The following is an 18,727-nucleotide window of genomic DNA, read 5'->3' on the forward strand; positions in this document are numbered from 1 at the left end:
GCGGGGCCTCGGGCACTGCAAGCCGTCCGAAGAGCCATGCACAAGATTGCGGCGCATTATGATATGTCGTTCAGCAACTGTCTGATTGCACAAGGGCTTGCGAGGGACTAACGAGGGGAACACCTCCTCGATCCCGTTACTGGCAAATGCTCCTGATATTCGAAAGTATCCTGCCGATCTTCCTTCTGGTGCTACTCGGTGCGGCTTTGAAGCGAAGTTCCTTCATCAATGCGACGCTTTGGGACGGGCTTGAGCAACTGGGCTACTACGTCCTGTTTCCGGCCCTGCTTTTTTATACGCTGGCGACCGCAGACTTCACGAAAATCGATATAGGATTGATCGGCGCGGTATCGAACGGGGCGGTGATACTGATGGCGGGCCTGGTTCTGGCTCTTTGGCCAGTCCTTCGCCGAGCCGGCGTTGGCGCGCCGGCCTTCAGTTCGCTTTTCCAGTGCTCGACCCGCTGGAATGCGTTTGTCGCTCTTGCAATCGGTCAAAAAATTTTTGGAACTGAGGGGATTGCGATAATCGCTGTCATCATGGCAGCGATCATCGTGCCCATCAACCTGATCAACGTCTCGGTGCTGCTCTGGTTCTCCGGTCGATGGCAGGGATATCGGATATTTGCCCTTCGTATCGTGACCAATCCGCTGATTTTCAGCAGTGTTGCCGGCATCGTCGTCAATCTTCTGAACATCCCGATCTATCAGCCGTTAATGGTGACGGTCGGGCTCGTCTCGCAGGCATCGCTAAGCCTTGGCCTGATCGCCGTCGGCGCCGGTCTGCGGATCGCCGATGCCCTCAAGCCAGGCGCCATGGTGATGCTCGGCACCGCGCTGAAGCTCTTGATGTTTCCGGCAGTCATGGTCGGCTTGGCGATTCTTTGCCGTGTCGGCGGCGAAACGCTCGTGCTGCTCGCCTTGAGCGCAAGCGTGCCGACGGCCATGAACGGATATCTGCTCGCCAAGAAGATGGGTGGCGACGCGGACCTCTATGCGGCGACCGCAACGGTGCAGACGGTCGCCTCGTTCTTCACCATGCCGCTGGTGATGATCGCTGCCAGTCAGCTTGCCGCGGGATAAAGAAGATCGATGATGTAGCGGGCATCGAATCTCGCATCAAGCATGCCGTAGGTCGAACGCCAGCCGCCCGCCAATCGGGTTTCAAGAAACGCATCGGCGATCTTGCCCGCGCCGAGGCGCATGAGTTCGGATGCACCGGCTGCGAGAGCGAGCTGCTCGACCAGGAGGCGCGCCGCCCCCTCATCGGTTTCGCAGAGCGCCATGGCGGCGCGCAGCACCTCCACCGTCTTTCTGCCGGACGCACCGAGATCGCGCTCGAAACCGGCGAGCACCGTGTTGAACAGGTCCTTGCCGCGCGACAGCACACGCAGCACGTCGAGCGCCATTACGTTGCCGGAGCCTTCCCATATCGCGTTGACCGGAGCCTCGCGGTAGTGACGGGCGATCGGCCTCTCTTCGACATAACCGTTGCCGCCCAGGCACTCCATCGCCTCGTAGATGAGCGAGGGCGCCAGCTTGCAGTTCCAGTATTTGACCACAGGGGTCATGACACGGGCAAAGGCAGCGTCCGCCGGATCGGAGGCGGCGCGGTCGAAGGCATCGGCCAGCCTGAAACTGAGTGCCGTCGCCGCTGCGACATCCAGGGCCATGTCGGCCAATACACGCGTCATCAAAGGCTGGTCGATCAGCTTTTTGCCGAAGACACCGCGGCCCCGGCAATGGTGCACCGCCTCGGCCAGCGAAGCCCGCATAATACCAGCGGATGCCAGGGCGCAATCGAGCCGCGTCAGCGTCACCATGTCGAGGATGGTGCGGATACCGGCGCCCGGATCGCCGAGCAGATAACCGAAGGCATCGGTGAATTCGACTTCCGACGACGCGTTCGAGCGGTTGCCGAGCTTGTCCTTGAGCCGCTGAAACTGCAGGCCGTTCGCCGATCCGTCTTCCAGAAGACGCGGAACAAGGAAGCAGCCGATGCCCTCGTTCGTCTTGGCCAACATGACGAAGCCGTCGCTCATCGGTGCCGACATGAACCACTTGTGGCCGGAAAGCCGGTAAATGCCCTCTCCCACCCGCTCGGCGGTCGAACGATTGGCGCGTACATCCGTACCGCCCTGTTTCTCCGTCATGCCCATGCCAAGCGTGACGGCGGTTTTCTGCAGCGCCGGGCGATTCGTCGAATCGTATTTGCGCGACAGGATCTTCGGCGCCCATTCCTTCTGGACGCGCGAAGAGGCCATCAGGGCCGCGACCGAGGCGCTGGTCATCGTCAGCGGGCAAAGATGGCCGCATTCGAGCTGCGCCGTCAGATAGAAGCGCGTTGCGCGCGCCTTGTGCTCATGGCCCTTGGCTTCCGGTATGTTTTCCCAGACGGAGGAATGCAGTCCCGCCTGCATCGAGCGGCGCATCAGCGCATGCCAAGCCGGGTGAAACTCCACGGTGTCCAGCCGCTCGCCACGCGGGCCATGGGTCTTGAGCTTCGGCGGATTCTCGTTCGCCATGCGCGCAAGTTCCTGCGCCTCCGGCGAAGTCACGTAACGGCCCAGCTGGTCGTATTCCTCCCGAACCGTACGATGCAGGCCACTCGTCAGGTCGACAACCAACGGATCGGATCGATACGCATTGATCCCCGACCAGGGTTTCGGCTGGTTCAGTTCGACAAATTTTTCTTCGGCGCGCGATATCTGGTTCATGAGGCGGTTCTAGCGGAAGTTACAGAGTCTGGAAACGGCAGCCTTTAACGATTTCGGTCGTTCTGCACAAAAGGCCGCGACGGGGGCAGAGAAGATCTGCCGGCACGGCCCGAACAAGTGGTGAGATAACTCTTCTGCCGCTTGCGACCTTCACCATCAGACCTTATAGACCGCCGAACGCAAGCGGAGACATGATCTTATGGTCTTCTTCCCCCATCGCCATCTCCTTGGCATCAAGGGCCTTACCGAACAGGACATCACCTTTCTTCTCGACAAGGCCGATGAGGCCGTGAAGATTTCCCGCCAGCGGGAAAAGAAGACGTCGACCTTACGCGGCCTCACGCAAATCAACCTCTTCTTCGAGGCCTCTACACGCACCCAATCCTCATTCGAACTCGCCGGCAAACGGCTTGGCGCCGATGTGATGAACATGTCGGTGGGCAATTCGTCGGTAAAAAAAGGCGAGACCCTGATCGACACGGCGATGACGCTCAATGCGATGCGTCCCGACGTGCTGGTGCTGCGCCATTCCTCGGCGGGTGCGGCCGCACTGCTTGCACAGAAGGTGGCCTGCTCGGTCGTCAATGCCGGCGATGGTCAGCACGAACACCCGACCCAGGCCCTGCTCGACGCGTTGACGATCCGCCGCGCCAAGGGAAAGCTGTCGCGCATCATCGTGGCGATCTGTGGCGACGTGCTGCACTCGCGCGTCGCCCGCTCCAATATCCTTCTGCTCAACGCGATGGGCGCTCGGGTTCGGGTGGTCGCGCCGTCGACGCTTTTGCCCTCCGGCATCCGGGAGATGGGCGTGGAGGTCTTCCACTCGATGGAGGAAGGCCTGAAGGATGCCGATGTGGTAATGATGCTCAGGCTTCAGCGAGAGCGCATGGCCGGGGCGTTCGTACCCTCCGTGCGCGAATATTTCCGCTTCTACGGTCTCGATGCAGAAAAACTCAAGGCGGCCAAGGAGGACGCGCTCGTCATGCATCCGGGCCCGATGAACCGCGGCGTGGAGATTGCCTCCGAGGTGGCGGACGGCCCGCAAAGCGTCATCGAGCAGCAGGTTGAAATGGGGGTCGCGGTGCGCATGGCGGTGATGGAGACATTGCTCGTCTCGCATAACCAGGGAGAGCGCGCATGACCGCGACTGTTCTGAAGAACCTCCGCATCATCGACCCCTCGCGCAATCTTGATGAGACCGGCACGATCATCATCGGCGACGACGGCCGCATTCTTGCTGCCGGGAGGGATGCGCAGAACCAGGGCACGCCGGAAGGCGCAACGATCAAGGATTGTTTGGGTCTTGTCGCGACACCGGGCCTCGTGGACGCCCGCGTCTACGTCGGCGAGCCAGGCGCCGAGCACACCGAGACGATCGAATCGGCGAGCCGTGCGGCAGCCGCCGGAGGCGTCACCTCCTTCATCATGATGCCGGACACGGATCCGGTGCTGGACGATATCGCGCTGATCGAGTTCGTGCAGAAGACGGCGCGCGACAAGGCACTGGTCAACGTTCATCCGGCCGCAGCACTGACCAAAGGACTCGCCGGCGAAGAGATGACCGAGATTGGGCTGTTGCAGCAGTCCGGTGCGGTTGCCTTCACCAACGGTCGCCATGGCCTTTCCGACAGCCTGCTTCTTCGCCGCGCCATGACCTATGCGCGGGAATTCGATGCGGTCATAGCTCTCGAATTACGGGAACGATATCTCGGCAACGGGGTCATGAACGAGGGTCTGTTCGCGAGTTGGCTCGGTCTGTCGGGCGTGCCGAAGGAAGCGGAGATCATTCCGCTCGAGCGCGATTTACGAATCGCCGGCCTGACCGGTGCGAAGTATCATGCGGCCAAGATCTCCGTGGCGGAATCGGCTGAGGCGGTCCGCGTCGCTCGCTCGCGCGGCGCGAAAGTCACCTGCGGCGTATCGATCAATCATTTGTCGCTCAACGAGAACGACATCGGCGAATACCGGACGTTCTTCAAGCTTTCGCCGCCGCTGCGCTCCGAGGACGATCGCGTTGCAATGGCCGATGCAATTGCCGACGGCACGATCGACATCATCGTGTCCTCGCACGACCCGCAGGACGTCGACACCAAACGCCTTCCTTTTGCGGATGCCGCCGACGGCGCGATCGGGCTTGAGACGATGCTCGCCGCCGCCCTCCGGCTGCATCACGACGGCCGGGTGCCGTTGATGCGCCTAATCGACGCCATGTCGACCCGTCCGGCGCAGATTTTCGGCCTCGACGCCGGCACGCTGAAACCGGGGGCCAAGGCTGATATCACGCTCATCGATCTCGACGAGCCTTGGATCGTATCGAAGGATATGCTTTTGTCCCGTTCGAAGAACACGCCTTTTGAAGACGCGCGTTTCTCAGGTCGCGCCATGGCGACCTACGTGGCGGGCAAATGCGTACATTCGCTTTGATGGGGGACGATGCTTGAGTGAGCTATTCAATTGGCAGATCACGCTGCCTATCGCAATTGCAGTGCTCATCTTCGGCTACCTGCTAGGCTCCATTCCCTTCGGCCTCATCCTCACCCGAGCCGCGGGCCTCGGCGATATCCGGTCGATCGGTTCCGGCAATATCGGCGCGACAAACGTTCTGCGCACCGGCAACAAAAAGCTCGCGGCGGCAACTCTTTTGCTCGATGCTCTGAAGGCCACGGCCGCGGCCGTGATCGGTTGGTATTTCTTCGGTGAAGAAGCGGGGCTGCTGGCGGGATCTGCAGCCTTTTTGGGCCACCTCTTCCCCGTCTGGCTGGGTTTCAAGGGCGGCAAGGGCGTCGCCACCTATATCGGCACCCTGCTCGGCGTGGCGCCGATGATGGTTCTCGTCTTCGCCGCGATCTGGCTTGCAACCGCGAAGCTCAGCAAATATTCCTCGCTGTCCGCTCTGGTTGCAACTCTTGTCATCCCGGTTGTGCTGTGGTTCATAGATGAGCCGAAGATTGCACTGATCATGGCGATCATGACAGTCATCTCCTGGTGGAAGCACGAAACCAATATCAAGCGGTTGATCGCCGGTACGGAAAGCAAGATCGGCCAAAAGGGATAATATGGATGGCAGCGCAAGGCGGACTGGGATTGCGCTGACGGAAAGACGAAGAATCGCCTGGCTCAGGCTGATCCGTTCCGACAATGTCGGCCCCGCGACCTTTCGCGACCTCATCAATCATTGCGGTTCCGCAGAAAAAACGCTCTCGCCATGTTGCCGGAACTTTCCAAACGCGGTGGTGCGGCAAGAGCGATCCGCATCGCCACGGTCGCGGAAGCAGAAAGCGAGCTCGACGCCACCCGTCGCCACGGCGCACGGTTTATCGGCATCGGCGAACCGGATTACCGGCCAGCTCTTCGCCAGATCGATGGCGCCCCACCGCTATTGGCCGTCAAAGGTCACCTCCCGGCGGCAACGCGCCCGTCAGTCGGTGTCGTGGGATCACGCAATGCCTCGATTGCTGGCGCCAAGTTCGCGGCAATGATTGCCCGCGATTGTGGTCGCGCAGGCTATACAGTCACGTCCCGCCTCGCTCGGGGGATCGACACCGCAGCGCATCGCGCCAGCCTCGAGAGCGGAACGATTGCGGTGCTTGCCGGAGGGCTCGACCAGCCTTACCCGCCGGAAAACAGTCCGCTTGTCGACGAGATCACCGACCGCGCCGGCTTGGCAGTGAGCGAAATGCCCTTCGGCTGGGAACCCCGCGCAAGGGATTTCCCCCGTCGCAACCGACTGATTGCCGGCATCTCGCTTCGTGTCGTCGTGGGGGACGCAGCAGAACGCTCGGGCTCGCTCATCACCGCGCGGATTGCCACCGATTTCGGTCGACTGGTCTTTGCCGTTCCCGGCTCGCCGCTCGACCCCAGGTGTCACGGCACAAACGGCCTGCTTAAACAGGGCGCTTATCGTAACCACCGCCTCGACCGACGTCATCGAGGCCCTAGCGCCACTTTCCGAGCTTGATCTTTTCGACGGATCGGTCGTGGAAGAACCGGACAAGACGAGCGGCAGCATGCTCCCGCCCGATGACGACGACCGCGCAAGGATCGTTTCCGCGCTCGGACCGACGCCGGTGGAGGTGGATGACGTCATCCGGCATACCGGACTGCCCGCCTCCTGCGTTTACCTGATCTTGCTTGAGCTCGACCTGGCCGGCCGTCTACACCGACACGTTGGGGATTTGTCTCGCTCGCGATGGAGGAATGACCTGGGACGGCGCCCGGCCTGAACATCCCCGCCTCGACATAGGCCATTTTGATCAGATAGCAGAGCATATCCGCCCCCTCCCCAAGAGCAACCTGCCTCAATTCTCCAAGCATCTGCCGGATATAGGCAATATTCTCCCTGGTATTCTCCTCACGCCGACCGTTCATCTCATTTTGAGGGACCATGTTACATTCCTGTCGAGCAACGCGGCGGGTTGGATGCCACGCATAGCAGCATGTGCAACCGACCATATAGCATTTATTTAAGATTGCAACCGATTGGAAATCTTCCTTGGGTTGCATTCCGTTGTATCCCGATTTTGTCGATCACCTCTTGACCGCGGGGCAAACGCCCTCCATGTCGGGAGGTCAAGATTTCCGCCTGGCCGCGACCGCTGCTGGGCGAAGCCTCTATTCAGAGAAAAAAGATGAATGTTGTTGTTGTAGAATCTCCAGCCAAAGCCAAGACGATCAATAAGTATCTCGGTTCCGGCTACAAGGTTCTCGCCTCTTTCGGCCACGTGCGCGATCTTCCAGCGAAGGATGGGTCCGTGCTTCCCGACCAGGATTTCGAAATGTCCTGGGAGGTCGATGGTGCGTCCCAGAAGCGCATGAAGGATATTGCCGACGCGGTGAAGGGTTCGGACGGGCTGTTTCTGGCGACCGACCCTGATCGCGAGGGTGAAGCTATCTCCTGGCATGTGCTCGATCTTCTGAAGAAAAAGCGAGTGATAGGCGACAAGCCGGTCAAGCGGGTCGTCTTCAACGCTATCACCAAGAAAGCCGTGCTTGATGCCATGGCCAATCCGCGTGACATCGACGTGCCTCTGGTCGATGCTTATCTCGCCCGCCGTGCGCTAGATTATCTCGTCGGCTTCAATCTTTCGCCGGTTCTCTGGCGCAAGCTGCCGGGCGCACGCTCGGCGGGCCGCGTTCAATCCGTCGCGCTGCGGCTCGTCTGCGACCGGGAATCGGAAATCGAACGCTTCGTCTCGGAAGAGTATTGGAACCTGTCCGCCCTGCTGCGCACCCCGCGCGGGGACGAGTTCGAGGCCCGCCTCGTTTCCGCAGACGGGAAACGCCTGCAGAACCGCTCCATCAAAAACGGCGAGGACGCCAATCGGCTGAAGACGCTCCTCGACGGCGCCAGCTATGTCGTTGACACGGTCGAGGCAAAGCCCGTCAAACGCAATCCTGGCCCGCCCTTCACCACTTCAACCCTGCAGCAGGCTGCGTCCTCCAATCTCGGCTTCAATGCCTCGCGTACCATGCAGGTCGCGCAGAAGCTCTATGAGGGCGTGGATATAGGCGGCGAAACCGTCGGTCTCATCACCTATATGCGTACCGACGGCGTGCAGATGGCGCCCGAAGCCATTGAAGGGGCCCGTCACGCTATCGCCGACCAATTCGGAAACCGCTACCTGCCGGAAAAGCCCCGCTTCTATTCCACCAAGGCGAAGAACGCACAGGAAGCGCACGAAGCCGTTCGCCCCACCGATTTCAACCGCTCGCCGGACAAGGTGCGCCGCTACCTCGATGCCGACCAGGCCCGGCTTTACGAACTGATCTGGAAGCGCGGGATCGCAAGCCAGATGGCATCCGCCGAAATCGAGCGCACCACGGTCGAGATCCTTGCAGACAACAACGGCCAGCGGGCCGGTCTCAGAGCAGTGGGCTCCGTCATTCGCTTCGACGGCTTCCTTGGCGCCTATATGGACCAACGCGAGGACGGCGAAAAAGGCGACGATGATGAGGACGACGGCCGGCTTCCTGAAATCAATGCGCGCGAAAAGCTCGACAAGAGCAAGGTGAATGCCAGCCAGCACTTCACCGAGCCCCCGCCCCGCTATTCGGAAGCATCGCTGATCAAGAAGATGGAAGAGCTCGGTATCGGCCGGCCCTCCACCTATGCCGCGACACTGAAGACGTTGAGCGACCGTGAATACGTGACGATCGACAAACGCAAGCTCGTTCCCGAGGCGAAGGGCCGGCTGGTAACCGCCTTCCTCGAGAGCTTCTTCACCAGATACGTGGAATACGACTTTACCGCCGACCTTGAAGAGAAGCTCGACAAGATTTCCGCCGGTGAACTCGACTGGAAACAAGTCCTGCGCGAATTCTGGCAGGATTTCTTCGCCCAGATCGAAGACACGAAGGAGCTGCGTGTCACCAACGTGCTCGACGCGCTGAACGAGGCTTTGGCGCCGCTCGTCTTCCCGAAACGGGAGGACGGCAGCGACCCGCGCACCTGTCAGGTCTGCGGCACCGGCCAACTATCGCTGAAACTCGGCAAATACGGCGCCTTCGTCGGCTGCTCGAATTACCCGGAATGCAACTATACGCGCCAGCTTTCCTCAGAAGGCGGCGCGGAGGCGGAAGCGAACGGCCTGAACGAACCGAAGGCACTGGGCGCCGACCCGCATACCGGCGAGCAGCTGACGCTGCGTTCCGGCCGGTTCGGTCCCTATATCCAGCGTGGCGAGGGCAAGGATGCCAAACGCTCGTCGCTGCCGAAGGGCTGGAAGCCGGAGGAGATCGATCACGAGAAAGCGCTCGCTCTGATTAGCTTGCCGCGCGATGTGGGCAAGCATCCCGAAAGCGGCAAGATGATCTCGACCGGCCTTGGCCGTTACGGTCCCTTCGTCCTGCATGACGGCACCTATGCCAATCTCGAATCTATCGAGGACGTCTTCACAATCGGACTTAACCGGGCCGTGACGGTGCTTGCGGAGAAGCAGAGCAAGGGTCCCGGCGGGAGAACCCGAGGAACACCTGCGGCTCTGAAGGAGCTCGGCGACCATCCCGATGGAGGATCGATCACGGTGCGTGACGGCCGCTACGGCCCTTACGTAAACTGGGGCAAGGTGAATGCCACTCTGCCGAAGGGCATGGACCCGCAAGGGGTCACCCTGGAACAGGCGCTCGCGCTGATTGTTGAAAAGGGCGGCAAGGCGCCTGCAGGCAAAGCCACGCCGAAAAAGGCAGCCGCCAAGGCGGGCACCGGCGCCAAGAAAGCTGCGCCGAAGGCAAAGGCAAAAGCGCCTGCCAAGAAGGCGGCGCCCAAGGCGAAGAAGACGGGAACGTGAGAGAACCGCGCGACAGATCGAAACACCACGGCAAACGGCAGGACAGAACTGTCGGCGCGACTACCTCTTCCGCCGGCGAGAAGCGCGTGATCATTCACGGCGCGGTGCCGCCCCGGGAGGTCCTGCTCGAATTCATCGCCGAAAACCCCGACAAGGCTTCGAAGCGGGAGATTGCCAAAGCCTTCGGCCTGAAGGGAGAAACGCGAGTCGAGCTGAAGGATCTTTTGCGGACGCTGGAGGATGAAGGCCTTCTCACCAAGAACCGCAAGTCGCTGACACGCCCCGGCGCATTGCCCCCGGTGACGGTGCTCGACATCACCACTCGCGACAAGGACGGCGAATTGATAGGCCGTCCCGCCGAATGGCCGGAAGAACAGGGCGCCGCACCCGCTGTTCTCATCCGCCAGCCTTCGGAAAACCGTGGCAAGGGCAAGACGCCGGCCGCAGGCCTCAACGACAGGGTGCTGGCAAAAATCTTCGCGAACAAGGACCGCTCCGGCCCCGCCTACACGGCCCGGATCATCAAGGTTATCGACAAGCGCCGCGGTGCCTCGCTCGGCGTCGTCAAAAAGCTCGCCGATGGTGAACTGCGCCTGCTGCCGACCGACCGGCGGGGCGAGGAAATGGTGATCGAGAGCACCGACATCGGCGACGCCAAGGACGGAGACCTGGTCGAGACGGAAGTCGTCCGTTCAGGCCGTTTCGGTCTTCCCCGCGCCCGCGTGCTATCCGTTGTCGGCTCCGTCGGGTCGGAGAAGGCGATCTCGATGATCGCCATTTATTCTCACGGTATCCCGCATATTTTCCCTCAGGCGGTTCTCAATGAGGCAGAAGCCGCCAAGCCCGCGACCATGTCCCGACGGGACGATTGGCGCGATCTTCCGCTCATCACCATCGATCCGGCCGACGCCAAGGACCATGACGACGCCGTCTACGCCGAACCGGACCCCTCCCCTGACAACCCGGACGGCGTGATCGTCACGGTCGCGATAGCCGACGTTTCCTGGTATGTCCGCACCGGTTCGCCGCTCGACCGGGAAGCGCTGAAGCGCGGCAATTCCGTTTATTTTCCGGATCGCGTCGTGCCGATGCTGCCTGAACGTATCTCGAACGATCTCTGCTCTCTTCGTGAAGGCGAGGATCGGCCGGCACTCGCCGTGCGCATGGTTTTCTCCAAGGAAGGTCGAAAATCCGGCCACACGTTCCATCGTGTTATGATGAAGAGCGCCGCCAAGCTCTCGTACCAGCAGGCGCAAGCGGCGATCGACGGAAAGCCTGACGATAAGACCGGGCCACTGCTGGAGCCGATTCTCAAGCCCCTATGGCACGCCTATCGCATCCTGAAACGCGGCCGGGACCGCCGTCAGCCGCTCGAACTGGACATGCCCGAACGCAAGATCATCTTGAAGCCGGACGGCACGGTCGACCGTGTTCATGTGCCCGAACGCCTCGACGCGCACAAGCTCATCGAGGAGATGATGATCCAGGCTAACGTCGCTGCGGCCGAGACCCTTGAGAAGAAGCGCCAGCCGCTCGTCTATCGCGTTCACGACACGCCGGCTCTTTCCAAACAGGAGGCGCTGAGGGAGTTTCTGGCTACGATCGGCATTTCGATGGCCAAAGGCGGGCAAATGCGGGCAAATTCCTTCAACGGCATCCTCGCCCGCGCGCTCGATACGCCGCATCAGAGCATGGTCAACGAGATGGTGCTGCGCTCCCAGAGCCAGGCCATCTACAGCCCCGAGAATATCGGCCATTTCGGCCTCAACCTGATGAAATACGCGCATTTCACCTCACCGATCCGCCGTTATGCAGATCTGATCGTGCATCGTGCGCTGGTCGGCTCCCTGGGGCTCGGCGAAGGCGGGATTACGCCGGACGAAGAGGCACAGCTCGACGATATTGCTGCGGAAATTTCAACGTTCGAGCGCCGCGCCATGGCGGCGGAGCGTGACACGATCAACCGGCTGATTGCCTATCATCTCAGTGAAAGGGTCGGCGAGGAATTCGAAGGCCGCGTCTCCGGCGTCACGAAGGCGGGACTATTTGTCTCGCTTCCGGCCTATGGTGCCGACGGTTTCATCCCTATATCTACCCTCGGCAACGACTACTTCATCTACGACGAGGCGCATCAGGCGCTGTCCGGCGAGAAAACGGGAGTAGGTTATCAGCTCGGCGATACCGTCGATGTGAAGCTTGTGCAAGCCATCCCGCTTGCCGGTTCGCTGCAGTTCGAAATGCTGAGCGAGGGTAAAAAACTGCCCACGGCGAGCCGCTCCTTCCACAAGTCGGGACGGCGCGACCGATCCAGCGGCCGAGCAAAGCCCGGTACGCGGCCGCCACGCAGCGGCCGGAGGAGATAGGAATGGAAAGACAGGACGAGCAGACGGTCCGGTACGGAAGTGCCGTGGAAGCCGGGAGGCCGCTCGGGCGCTCGATAAAACGGGGTATGCTGAACCGCTGTCCGAACTGCGGGACCGGCCGTCTTTTTCGAGCCTTTCTGAAACCGGTGGATGCTTGTGCTGCCTGTGGCGAGGACATTTCTCATCACCGCGCCGACGACCTGCCGGCTTACCTGGTCATCGTCGTCGTCGGGCACGTTCTGCTTACAGGTTATATGCTGACCGACATGGTCTTGCTCGTTTCCCCATGGGTGCACCTTGCGATCTGGGTGCCGCTTGCCGTGCTCGCCGCACTGCTGACCATTCAGCCGATCAAAGGCGGTGTCATCGGCCTGCAATGGGCGCTAAGGATGCACGGCTTCGGCGGTGAGGACGGCGGGGTAGCAGATCCCGGCCGCGGCGGACCGATCGCATGATTTCCTCTGCCGAGGAACAGATGCCGTCGGCAATGGACTCGCTGAAGCATGCGCCCGTCGCCGGCGTGCGGCCGAAAGATGCAGCGTCGCTCATCCTGATCGATCGCTCCGCAGGCGGTGCGCGCGTCCTCGTGGGCCGGCGCGGCAGCGGCCATGTCTTCATGCCGGATGTCTATGTCTTTCCCGGCGGACGGCGGGATGCACGGGATCATGCCCTGCCCTTCAGCGCCGATCTCGATACGCTTGTTCTGGAAAAACTCCTTCTCGGCACATCGTCCCGCTTGACCCCAAATCGCGCGCGGGCGCTCGCGCTTGCCGCATTGAGGGAGCTTCGTGAGGAGACGGGAATAGCCAGCGGGATGGCACCGGACCTTTCACGTCTGCGTTATGTCGCACGCGCGATCACTCCTCCCGGCAATGTACGTCGCTACGACACGCGCTTCTTCCTTGCCTTTTCGGACGAGACTGTCTTCGACATGACGAGTTTGGGAGATTCCAGCGAACTTCAGGACGTGCGCTGGCTTGACATCGCCGACCTTTCCGGTCTGAAACTCCCGGCCATTACGAAGACGGTCTTGGAGGACGTGAAAAATCTCATGACAGCCGATCCCTCTTTGTCGTTCGGAAATCCGGTGTCCTTCTACTTCATGCGCCATGGACGATTCGTCCGCAGCCGACTGTAAGGAATATCGAATGCCCCAGCCGACGACCGACGCCAACGGCCATGTCGAGCGGATCCATTGGCCGTCGCTCATCGCCGCTATCGCCGCCATCAGCGCAGTCGGGATTGCCATCGGGCTCGGTCTGCCGCTCCTCAGCATTATCCTGGAGAAGCGCGGAATTCCCTCAACGCTGATCGGGCTCAACGCGGCCATGGCGGGCGTCGCTTCAATGCTTGCCGCCCCCGTCACGACCAAACTCGCGCATGACTACGGCGTTGCAAGGACCATGATATTCGCCGTCGTGGTGGCGGCATTGAGCGCTATCGGCTTTTATTACGCCGACGCCTTCTGGATGTGGTTCCCGCTTCGATTTACGTTTCATGGCGCTACCACCACCCTCTTCATCCTATCGGAATTCTGGATCAACGAGGCCGCACCTCCGCGGCGACGCGGGCTTGTGCTGGGGATCTATGCAACCGTCCTGGCGATCGGCTTTGCGAGTGGCCCCTTGCTTTTCTCGGCGCTCGGCAGCGATGGCATCCTGCCCTTCCTGGTGGGTGCCGGCATCATCATGCTCGCGGTGATCCCGATCTTCATCGCCCGGCACGAAAGCCCGGTGCTCGACACCAAGCCCGACCGGCATTTCTTCCACTATATTTTTCTGGTGCCCACCGCGACGGCAGCCGTCTTCGCTTTCGGGGCAGTTTCGGCAGGCGGCCTCTCACTCTTCCCGATCTATGCGCTTCGCGAGCAATTGAGCGAGCAGCAGGCTGCGGTCCTTCTCACGGTAATGGGAATCGGCAACATGGCTTTTCAGATTCCCCTTGGCCTGATTTCCGATAAAATGCGCGACCGCCGACCGCTTCTGACCGCTATGGCAGCGCTGGGAGTTGCAGGCTCGCTGGCGCTCCCCATGCTGATCGAAAACTGGATCCTGATGGCCGTCGTCCTGTTTTTCTGGGGCGGCTGTGTGTCCGGGCTCTATACAGTGGGCCTGGCGCACTTGGGCGCAAGGCTGAGCGGCCCGGATCTTGCAGCCGCCAATGCGGCCTTTATCTTTTGCTACGCAGTGGGTACGGTCGCAGGACCGCAGAGCATCGGGGCCGCGATGGACGTCGGCGGCAATGACGGTTTTGCGTGGGCACTGGCCGGTTTCTTCGGCTTCTATGTGGTGGTTTCGGGCTGCCGCTTACTTTTCCGATCAAAACGAGGTTGACTTTTCGGGCGCGATTTGTAATTTCGCGCCAGATTTTGCCGTGGAGCTCACCCGCGTCCACGGCTTCATTTTTTTAGAGGCAGAACGACCATGGCGAAAGCTACGACCATCAAGATCAAGCTGCTGTCGACGGCTGACACCGGTTTCTTCTACGTCACGACGAAGAACAGCCGCACGATGACGGACAAGATGACAAAGACCAAGTACGATCCGGTTGCCAAGAAGCACGTTGAATTCAAGGAAACCAAGATCAAGTAAACCTTGATCCGAGGTTGTCAGAAGGCGCCGGCCGTCAGGCTTCAGGCGCCTTTTCTTTTGGCCGAGGTTCGGCCTTCGCTGCTCGACGCACTCGCATAAAAGAAAAGCGCCGCTCCCATGACATGGAAGCGGCGCTTTTTAAATGGGGGTCGACCAGCTTGCAATCACGGCACGAGGAACCGCTTTGGTATGCCTGCCAGTCGACCGACCCCACGACCCAGGAGATGCGGCGGACCTGAACATCATGGGGTATGACGATCCCTTTAGGGAACCCATAGTTTCGGTTGCGGCCAAAGTTGCTCAAAACGAAAAGAAAATCAACAGATTCTTAACTCGATGTTCAATCCACATACCTTGTTGGTTAAAATTCACGCTGGAACATCTCCACGTCATCTGACTTTTTGGAGAAACCCATCAACAATTGATGAAAATCAACCTTTTCTACTCAGGTAATTTTCAACAAACTATCGGCCGTTCCAAGAATAAGCTTTAGCGTCAGAGTGTTTTTTCTGCGCCCCGCAAAAAACGTGAAGCTGCATCAGCCCGCTAGTTTCATTCCACTTGGGAAATGGGTAGGCGATACAGCTTAAGACTTCTCGAAGCTGTTCAACCAGAAGATTTATGGTCTTCCTAGCAAGGTCTTTTTCTGTGCAAACTTTAATCCCCAAAAACCCTGCGCGAGGGGCAAATAATGAGGGATGAACAGCAGTGATTGCCGAAATCGAAAATCCATAGGCGTTCAAATAGGTATTTTAGAATTAAATGATTCTCTTATGCTGCGGCGGCGACTACTCGGTTGCGCCCGCCGTTCTTGGCTTCGTAGAGCGCCCGATCGGCCTGCTTCAAGAGTTGTTCCGGAGTTTCGGCTCCGTACGTGTTGCACGCGATTCCGAGTGACGCAGTGACGTTGAGGGCAGCGCCCGCACTCTTCAGAGAGAATGGTTGGCTTTCGATGATGCCGCGCAGGCGCTCGGCGATAGCGGTCGCGGCCACGGCATCGGTATCGGGCATCACGACCACAAATTCCTCGCCGCCGTATCGGCAGGCAAGATCGGCTCCCCTCACAGTGGAGCGTATGCGCGCAGCAAACTCTCTCAGCACCTCGTCTCCGGCATCATGCCCGTAGGTATCGTTGACGGACTTGAAGCGATCGATGTCGGTGATGCAAACGGAGAGTGGCCGGCCCCGCGCCGCGGCGCGGTTGAACAACACCTTCAGGTGGTTGTCGAGATAGCGGCGGTTATTGAGGCCGGTCAGCCCGTCGGTTACAGCAAGTTCGATCGTCTGGCGGACGCTCATCCTCAGGCGATCGTTATAGCGCTTGCGCTTGATCTGCGTCAGGACGCGGGCGATCAGCTCGTTCGGGTCAAGCGGTCGTACGATATAGTCATTGACGCCCAGATCCAGCGCCCGAACGATCAGGTCGTCGGCCCCCAGCTCCGTCACCAGCAATAGCGGGAGGAAGCGGGTACGCTCCAGCGAACGAAGCTGCGAGCAGAGACGCAAGGGATCATATTCGTCGAAATTGGCGTTGACGATGACCAGGTCGACCGGATTTTCCGCGGCTTCGAAGAGCGCCGCCTGCGGGTCGGACATTGCGATGACTTCGGCAATCGGCTTCAATGCCTTGACGATCCGCTCCTGAGAGCTTGCACGTCCATCGACCAGCAGGACCTGGGCAGGCTCCTCACGACCGTCTACCCCCTTCAATACATCTTCAAGCACGATATTGTGGGCGGTGTCGGCACGGATACGCAGCTCGTCCGTCAGGGCTTTCAATCTTACCAGGCTTTTTACGCGGGAAATGAGCTGCAGGTCATTGACCGGCTTGGTCAGGAAATCGTCGGCGCCGGCTTTTAAGCCCCGAACCCTATCGGAAGGCTGGTCGAGCGCGGTGACCATGACGACCGGAATATGGGCAGTCCGCGGATTGGCCTTCAGCCGCTCGCAGACTTCGAAACCATCGATGCCGGGCATCATGATGTCGAGCAGGATCAGATCGACATGGGTGCTTTCACAGATCGCAAGCGCCTTGTACCCGTCATCTGCCGTCAGCACATCGAAATACTCGGCGAGCAGCCGCGCTTCGAGCAGCTTCACATTTGCAGGAACATCGTCGACTACCAACAGGCGTGCGGTCATGCCATCCGATCCGATTTCACGCGTCACCCAGATAAGTCTTGATCGTCTCTATGAATTTCGGGACCGAAATCGGCTTGGAGACATAGGCTTCGCAGCCGCCCTGACGAATGCGTTCTTCGTCCCCCTTCATCGCGAAGGCAGTTACGGCGATCACGGGGATAATGTGAAGCTCATCATCCTCCTTCAGCCACTTGGTGACTTCGAGGCCCGAAACTTCCGGGAGCTGGATGTCCATGAGGATGAGGTCCGGCCGATGCTTGCGGGCGAGGTCGAGCGCCTCCATGCCATTGCGGGTCTGGATGGTATCGTATCCCGATGCTTCGATCAGGTCGCGGAAGAGCTTCATGTTCAGCTCGTTGTCCTCGACGATCATGACCCGTTTGGGCATAGCGATCCGTTCCTTAATCCCGCCTTGCAAGCGTGCCTTCTGTATATAAGCTCTGCCAACGGTCGATTCCACAGGCCTTATTTTAGGCATAGTAAGACGATTTGGTTGAAGAAAAGGTAACCTTCAGACGATGCGCCGCGAACCGACAAGAACCAACACCAGCGCGGCCAATGCGGAGGAAACGGCTGCCGCTGTGCTCGGCTGGCTGGCCAACGAGCCGGAGATGCTCGGGCGCTTCCTTGCTTTATCGGGCCTGCAGCCCAATCAAATGCGCCATGCCGTCAACGATCCGGGCTTTCTTGCGGGCATGATCGACTTCCTGATGGGGCATGAGCCCACATTGCTTGCGTTCTGCCAGGCAACGGATACCAGGCCGGAAACCGTGGCGGCGGCCTGGCAGCACTACGCCGGGACCAGCTTCGATTCCAGCGAATACTGAAATGACCAACCGCTCGCGTCCCTCCTCTCCATAAGATGCTCGACTCACCGCTGCCATCGTCCCGCTCCGAAACCCGCTGGAAGGCGCTGGGCGAGCGATCGACGGATGTCATGCGGTAAACTCGTGCGGACCTATATCCGTTCCGAGGACGCCCGACGTCAAAGCTCCAGCCGCATCAGCGGCCGGCCATCCTTGCGGCGGGCTATCACTTCGAAGCCGGCGGCGTCGAAGATCGCCGTCGAGCCGATGCACAGCGTCACCGATTTCGACTGCTTAACATGATCGATCGGACAGGCATCGACGAACCGCGCTCCCATCCGGCGCGCATAGTCGATGGCACCCGACAGCAGGCGGTGGCTCAGCCCTTTGCCCCGGAGCTTCGGCGTCAGGAAAAAACAGCTGACCGCCCAGACAGAGGGATCGGTTGCATCCGCCTCGTCCAGCGGGCGCGAGACGGTACGCGGCGAATTGAACTGCGGCACATCATGGCGCGGTCCGACCTGTACCCAGGCGACCGGCCCGCCATCCGCGTAGGCCAGAATGCCGGGCGGCGGACCAGCATTTATGCGGTTGTGGATATGATCCTTCCGCTCTTGCGGCTGCATCTTGGTGCGCACCGCATGCGGCAGGCGCAGAGCGACGCACCAACAGTGGCAGAAGGCACCCTGCGGGCCGAAGAGCATCTCGAAATCCTCCCAGCGCTCCGCTGTCACAGGCTCGAAATGAAGCTCGATATCCACGCCAAACCTCCACATCGCCCCTTGTGACTCGCGAGCTTAGGCCTTAACGTCGCGGTGTTCAA

At 60.3% G+C, this 18,727-nt stretch carries 15 protein-coding genes and 2 pseudogenes; 12 read left to right on the top strand and 5 right to left on the bottom strand.

The window, feature by feature from the left end; all coding sequences use genetic code 11:
* The first annotated feature begins 146 nt into the window (after window positions 1-146).
* Window positions 147-1,082: an AEC family transporter gene (locus EDE09_RS08140; protein ID WP_112803716.1), complete on the top strand. Its 936-nt coding sequence runs from the start codon at window positions 147-149 to the stop codon at window positions 1,080-1,082.
* On the opposite strand, the gene EDE09_RS08145 is transcribed toward EDE09_RS08140, so the two are convergent.
* On the bottom strand, window positions 1,064-2,716 hold the full coding sequence (locus EDE09_RS08145; protein WP_105371886.1) for an acyl-CoA dehydrogenase family protein: 1,653 nt from the start codon (window positions 2,714-2,716) through the stop codon (window positions 1,064-1,066). The genes EDE09_RS08140 and EDE09_RS08145 overlap by 19 nt on opposite strands.
* 199 nt (window positions 2,717-2,915) lie before the next feature.
* On the opposite strand from EDE09_RS08145, the gene EDE09_RS08150 reads away from it, so the two are divergent.
* The 4 genes and pseudogenes from EDE09_RS08150 (at window position 2,916) to dprA (ending at window position 6,939) form a co-directional block, all read left to right on the top strand.
* On the top strand, window positions 2,916-3,857 hold the full coding sequence (locus EDE09_RS08150) for an aspartate carbamoyltransferase catalytic subunit (RefSeq protein WP_105371887.1): 942 nt from the start codon (window positions 2,916-2,918) through the stop codon (window positions 3,855-3,857).
* Window positions 3,854-5,140 carry a dihydroorotase gene (locus EDE09_RS08155; RefSeq protein WP_112823796.1) on the top strand — a complete coding sequence of 429 codons (1,287 nt, stop codon included), beginning with the start codon at window positions 3,854-3,856 and terminating at the stop codon, window positions 5,138-5,140. Before EDE09_RS08150 ends, EDE09_RS08155 begins: the two co-directional genes overlap by 4 nt.
* A 13-nt stretch (window positions 5,141-5,153) precedes the next feature.
* A complete protein-coding gene (gene plsY, locus EDE09_RS08160; protein ID WP_112802233.1) occupies window positions 5,154-5,771 on the top strand; it encodes a glycerol-3-phosphate 1-O-acyltransferase PlsY in 618 nt (205 codons plus the stop codon).
* A gap of 1 nt (window position 5,772) precedes the next feature.
* A pseudogene (gene dprA, locus EDE09_RS08165) lies at window positions 5,773-6,939 on the top strand (DNA-processing protein DprA).
* Here the strand turns inward: dprA and EDE09_RS28930 are convergent.
* Window positions 6,834-7,102 (bottom strand): annotated as a pseudogene (locus EDE09_RS28930) (hypothetical protein). The pseudogenes dprA and EDE09_RS28930 overlap by 106 nt on opposite strands.
* 242 nt (window positions 7,103-7,344) lie before the next feature.
* Here EDE09_RS28930 and topA point away from each other — a divergent pair.
* From topA to rpmG, 6 genes are all read left to right on the top strand, one after another.
* Window positions 7,345-10,002, top strand: coding sequence for a type I DNA topoisomerase (gene topA, locus EDE09_RS08170; RefSeq protein WP_132409695.1), 2,658 nt, complete (start codon window positions 7,345-7,347; stop codon window positions 10,000-10,002).
* A gap of 86 nt (window positions 10,003-10,088) precedes the next feature.
* Window positions 10,089-12,365, top strand: a complete 2,277-nt coding sequence (gene rnr, locus EDE09_RS08175; RefSeq protein ID WP_245505102.1) for a ribonuclease R — start codon at window positions 10,089-10,091, stop codon at window positions 12,363-12,365.
* Window positions 12,366-12,367: 2 nt separating this feature from the next.
* A complete protein-coding gene (locus tag EDE09_RS08180) occupies window positions 12,368-12,820 on the top strand; it encodes a DUF983 domain-containing protein (RefSeq protein WP_112802227.1) in 453 nt (150 codons plus the stop codon).
* Window positions 12,821-12,852: 32 nt separating this feature from the next.
* Window positions 12,853-13,503: an NUDIX domain-containing protein gene (locus EDE09_RS08185; RefSeq protein ID WP_245505103.1), complete on the top strand. Its 651-nt coding sequence runs from the start codon at window positions 12,853-12,855 to the stop codon at window positions 13,501-13,503.
* Window positions 13,504-13,513: 10 nt separating this feature from the next.
* The gene (locus EDE09_RS08190; RefSeq protein WP_112802223.1) at window positions 13,514-14,698 is read left to right on the top strand and encodes an MFS transporter; all 1,185 of its coding nucleotides are present in this window, start codon (window positions 13,514-13,516) and stop codon (window positions 14,696-14,698) included.
* 90 nt (window positions 14,699-14,788) lie between these two features.
* A complete protein-coding gene (gene rpmG, locus EDE09_RS08195) occupies window positions 14,789-14,956 on the top strand; it encodes a 50S ribosomal protein L33 (RefSeq protein ID WP_003547442.1) in 168 nt (55 codons plus the stop codon).
* A 771-nt stretch (window positions 14,957-15,727) separates the two neighbouring features.
* Here the strand turns inward: rpmG and EDE09_RS08205 are convergent.
* Window positions 15,728-17,098, bottom strand: coding sequence for a PleD family two-component system response regulator (locus tag EDE09_RS08205; RefSeq protein WP_105372059.1), 1,371 nt, complete (start codon window positions 17,096-17,098; stop codon window positions 15,728-15,730).
* A gap of 16 nt (window positions 17,099-17,114) precedes the next feature.
* Window positions 17,115-17,486: a response regulator gene (locus EDE09_RS08210; protein WP_085423079.1), complete on the bottom strand. Its 372-nt coding sequence runs from the start codon at window positions 17,484-17,486 to the stop codon at window positions 17,115-17,117.
* Window positions 17,487-17,616: 130 nt separating this feature from the next.
* On the opposite strand from EDE09_RS08210, the gene EDE09_RS08215 reads away from it, so the two are divergent.
* Entirely contained in the window at window positions 17,617-17,925 is a 309-nt protein-coding gene (locus tag EDE09_RS08215) for a DUF3572 domain-containing protein (protein WP_112802217.1), read from the top strand.
* 158 nt (window positions 17,926-18,083) lie between these two features.
* On the opposite strand, the gene EDE09_RS08220 is transcribed toward EDE09_RS08215, so the two are convergent.
* Window positions 18,084-18,665, bottom strand: coding sequence for a GNAT family N-acetyltransferase (locus EDE09_RS08220; protein ID WP_112802215.1), 582 nt, complete (start codon window positions 18,663-18,665; stop codon window positions 18,084-18,086).
* Between the last annotated feature and the right edge of the window lie 62 nt (window positions 18,666-18,727).

It is taken from the genome of Neorhizobium sp. S3-V5DH (assembly GCF_004343065.1).
GTDB lineage: Bacteria > Pseudomonadota > Alphaproteobacteria > Rhizobiales > Rhizobiaceae > Neorhizobium > Neorhizobium huautlense.

Excerpts from the sequence above, each read along its gene's own strand:
- EDE09_RS08180 (WP_112802227.1), top strand. The coding sequence starts at position 12,368 with ATGGAAAGACAGGACGAGCAGACGGTCCGGTACGGAAGTGCCGTGGAA.
- topA (WP_132409695.1), top strand. The coding sequence starts at position 7,345 with ATGAATGTTGTTGTTGTAGAATCTCCAGCCAAAGCCAAGACGATCAAT.
- EDE09_RS08155 (WP_112823796.1), top strand. The coding sequence starts at position 3,854 with ATGACCGCGACTGTTCTGAAGAACCTCCGCATCATCGACCCCTCGCGC.
- EDE09_RS08215 (WP_112802217.1), top strand. The coding sequence starts at position 17,617 with ATGCGCCGCGAACCGACAAGAACCAACACCAGCGCGGCCAATGCGGAG.
- EDE09_RS08205 (WP_105372059.1), bottom strand. The coding sequence starts at position 17,098 with ATGACCGCACGCCTGTTGGTAGTCGACGATGTTCCTGCAAATGTGAAG.
- EDE09_RS08145 (WP_105371886.1), bottom strand. The coding sequence starts at position 2,716 with ATGAACCAGATATCGCGCGCCGAAGAAAAATTTGTCGAACTGAACCAG.
- EDE09_RS08185 (WP_245505103.1), top strand. The coding sequence starts at position 12,853 with ATGGACTCGCTGAAGCATGCGCCCGTCGCCGGCGTGCGGCCGAAAGAT.
- EDE09_RS08140 (WP_112803716.1), top strand. The coding sequence starts at position 147 with ATGCTCCTGATATTCGAAAGTATCCTGCCGATCTTCCTTCTGGTGCTA.
- rpmG (WP_003547442.1), top strand. The coding sequence starts at position 14,789 with ATGGCGAAAGCTACGACCATCAAGATCAAGCTGCTGTCGACGGCTGAC.
- EDE09_RS08150 (WP_105371887.1), top strand. The coding sequence starts at position 2,916 with ATGGTCTTCTTCCCCCATCGCCATCTCCTTGGCATCAAGGGCCTTACC.
- EDE09_RS08210 (WP_085423079.1), bottom strand. The coding sequence starts at position 17,486 with ATGCCCAAACGGGTCATGATCGTCGAGGACAACGAGCTGAACATGAAG.
- EDE09_RS08190 (WP_112802223.1), top strand. The coding sequence starts at position 13,514 with ATGCCCCAGCCGACGACCGACGCCAACGGCCATGTCGAGCGGATCCAT.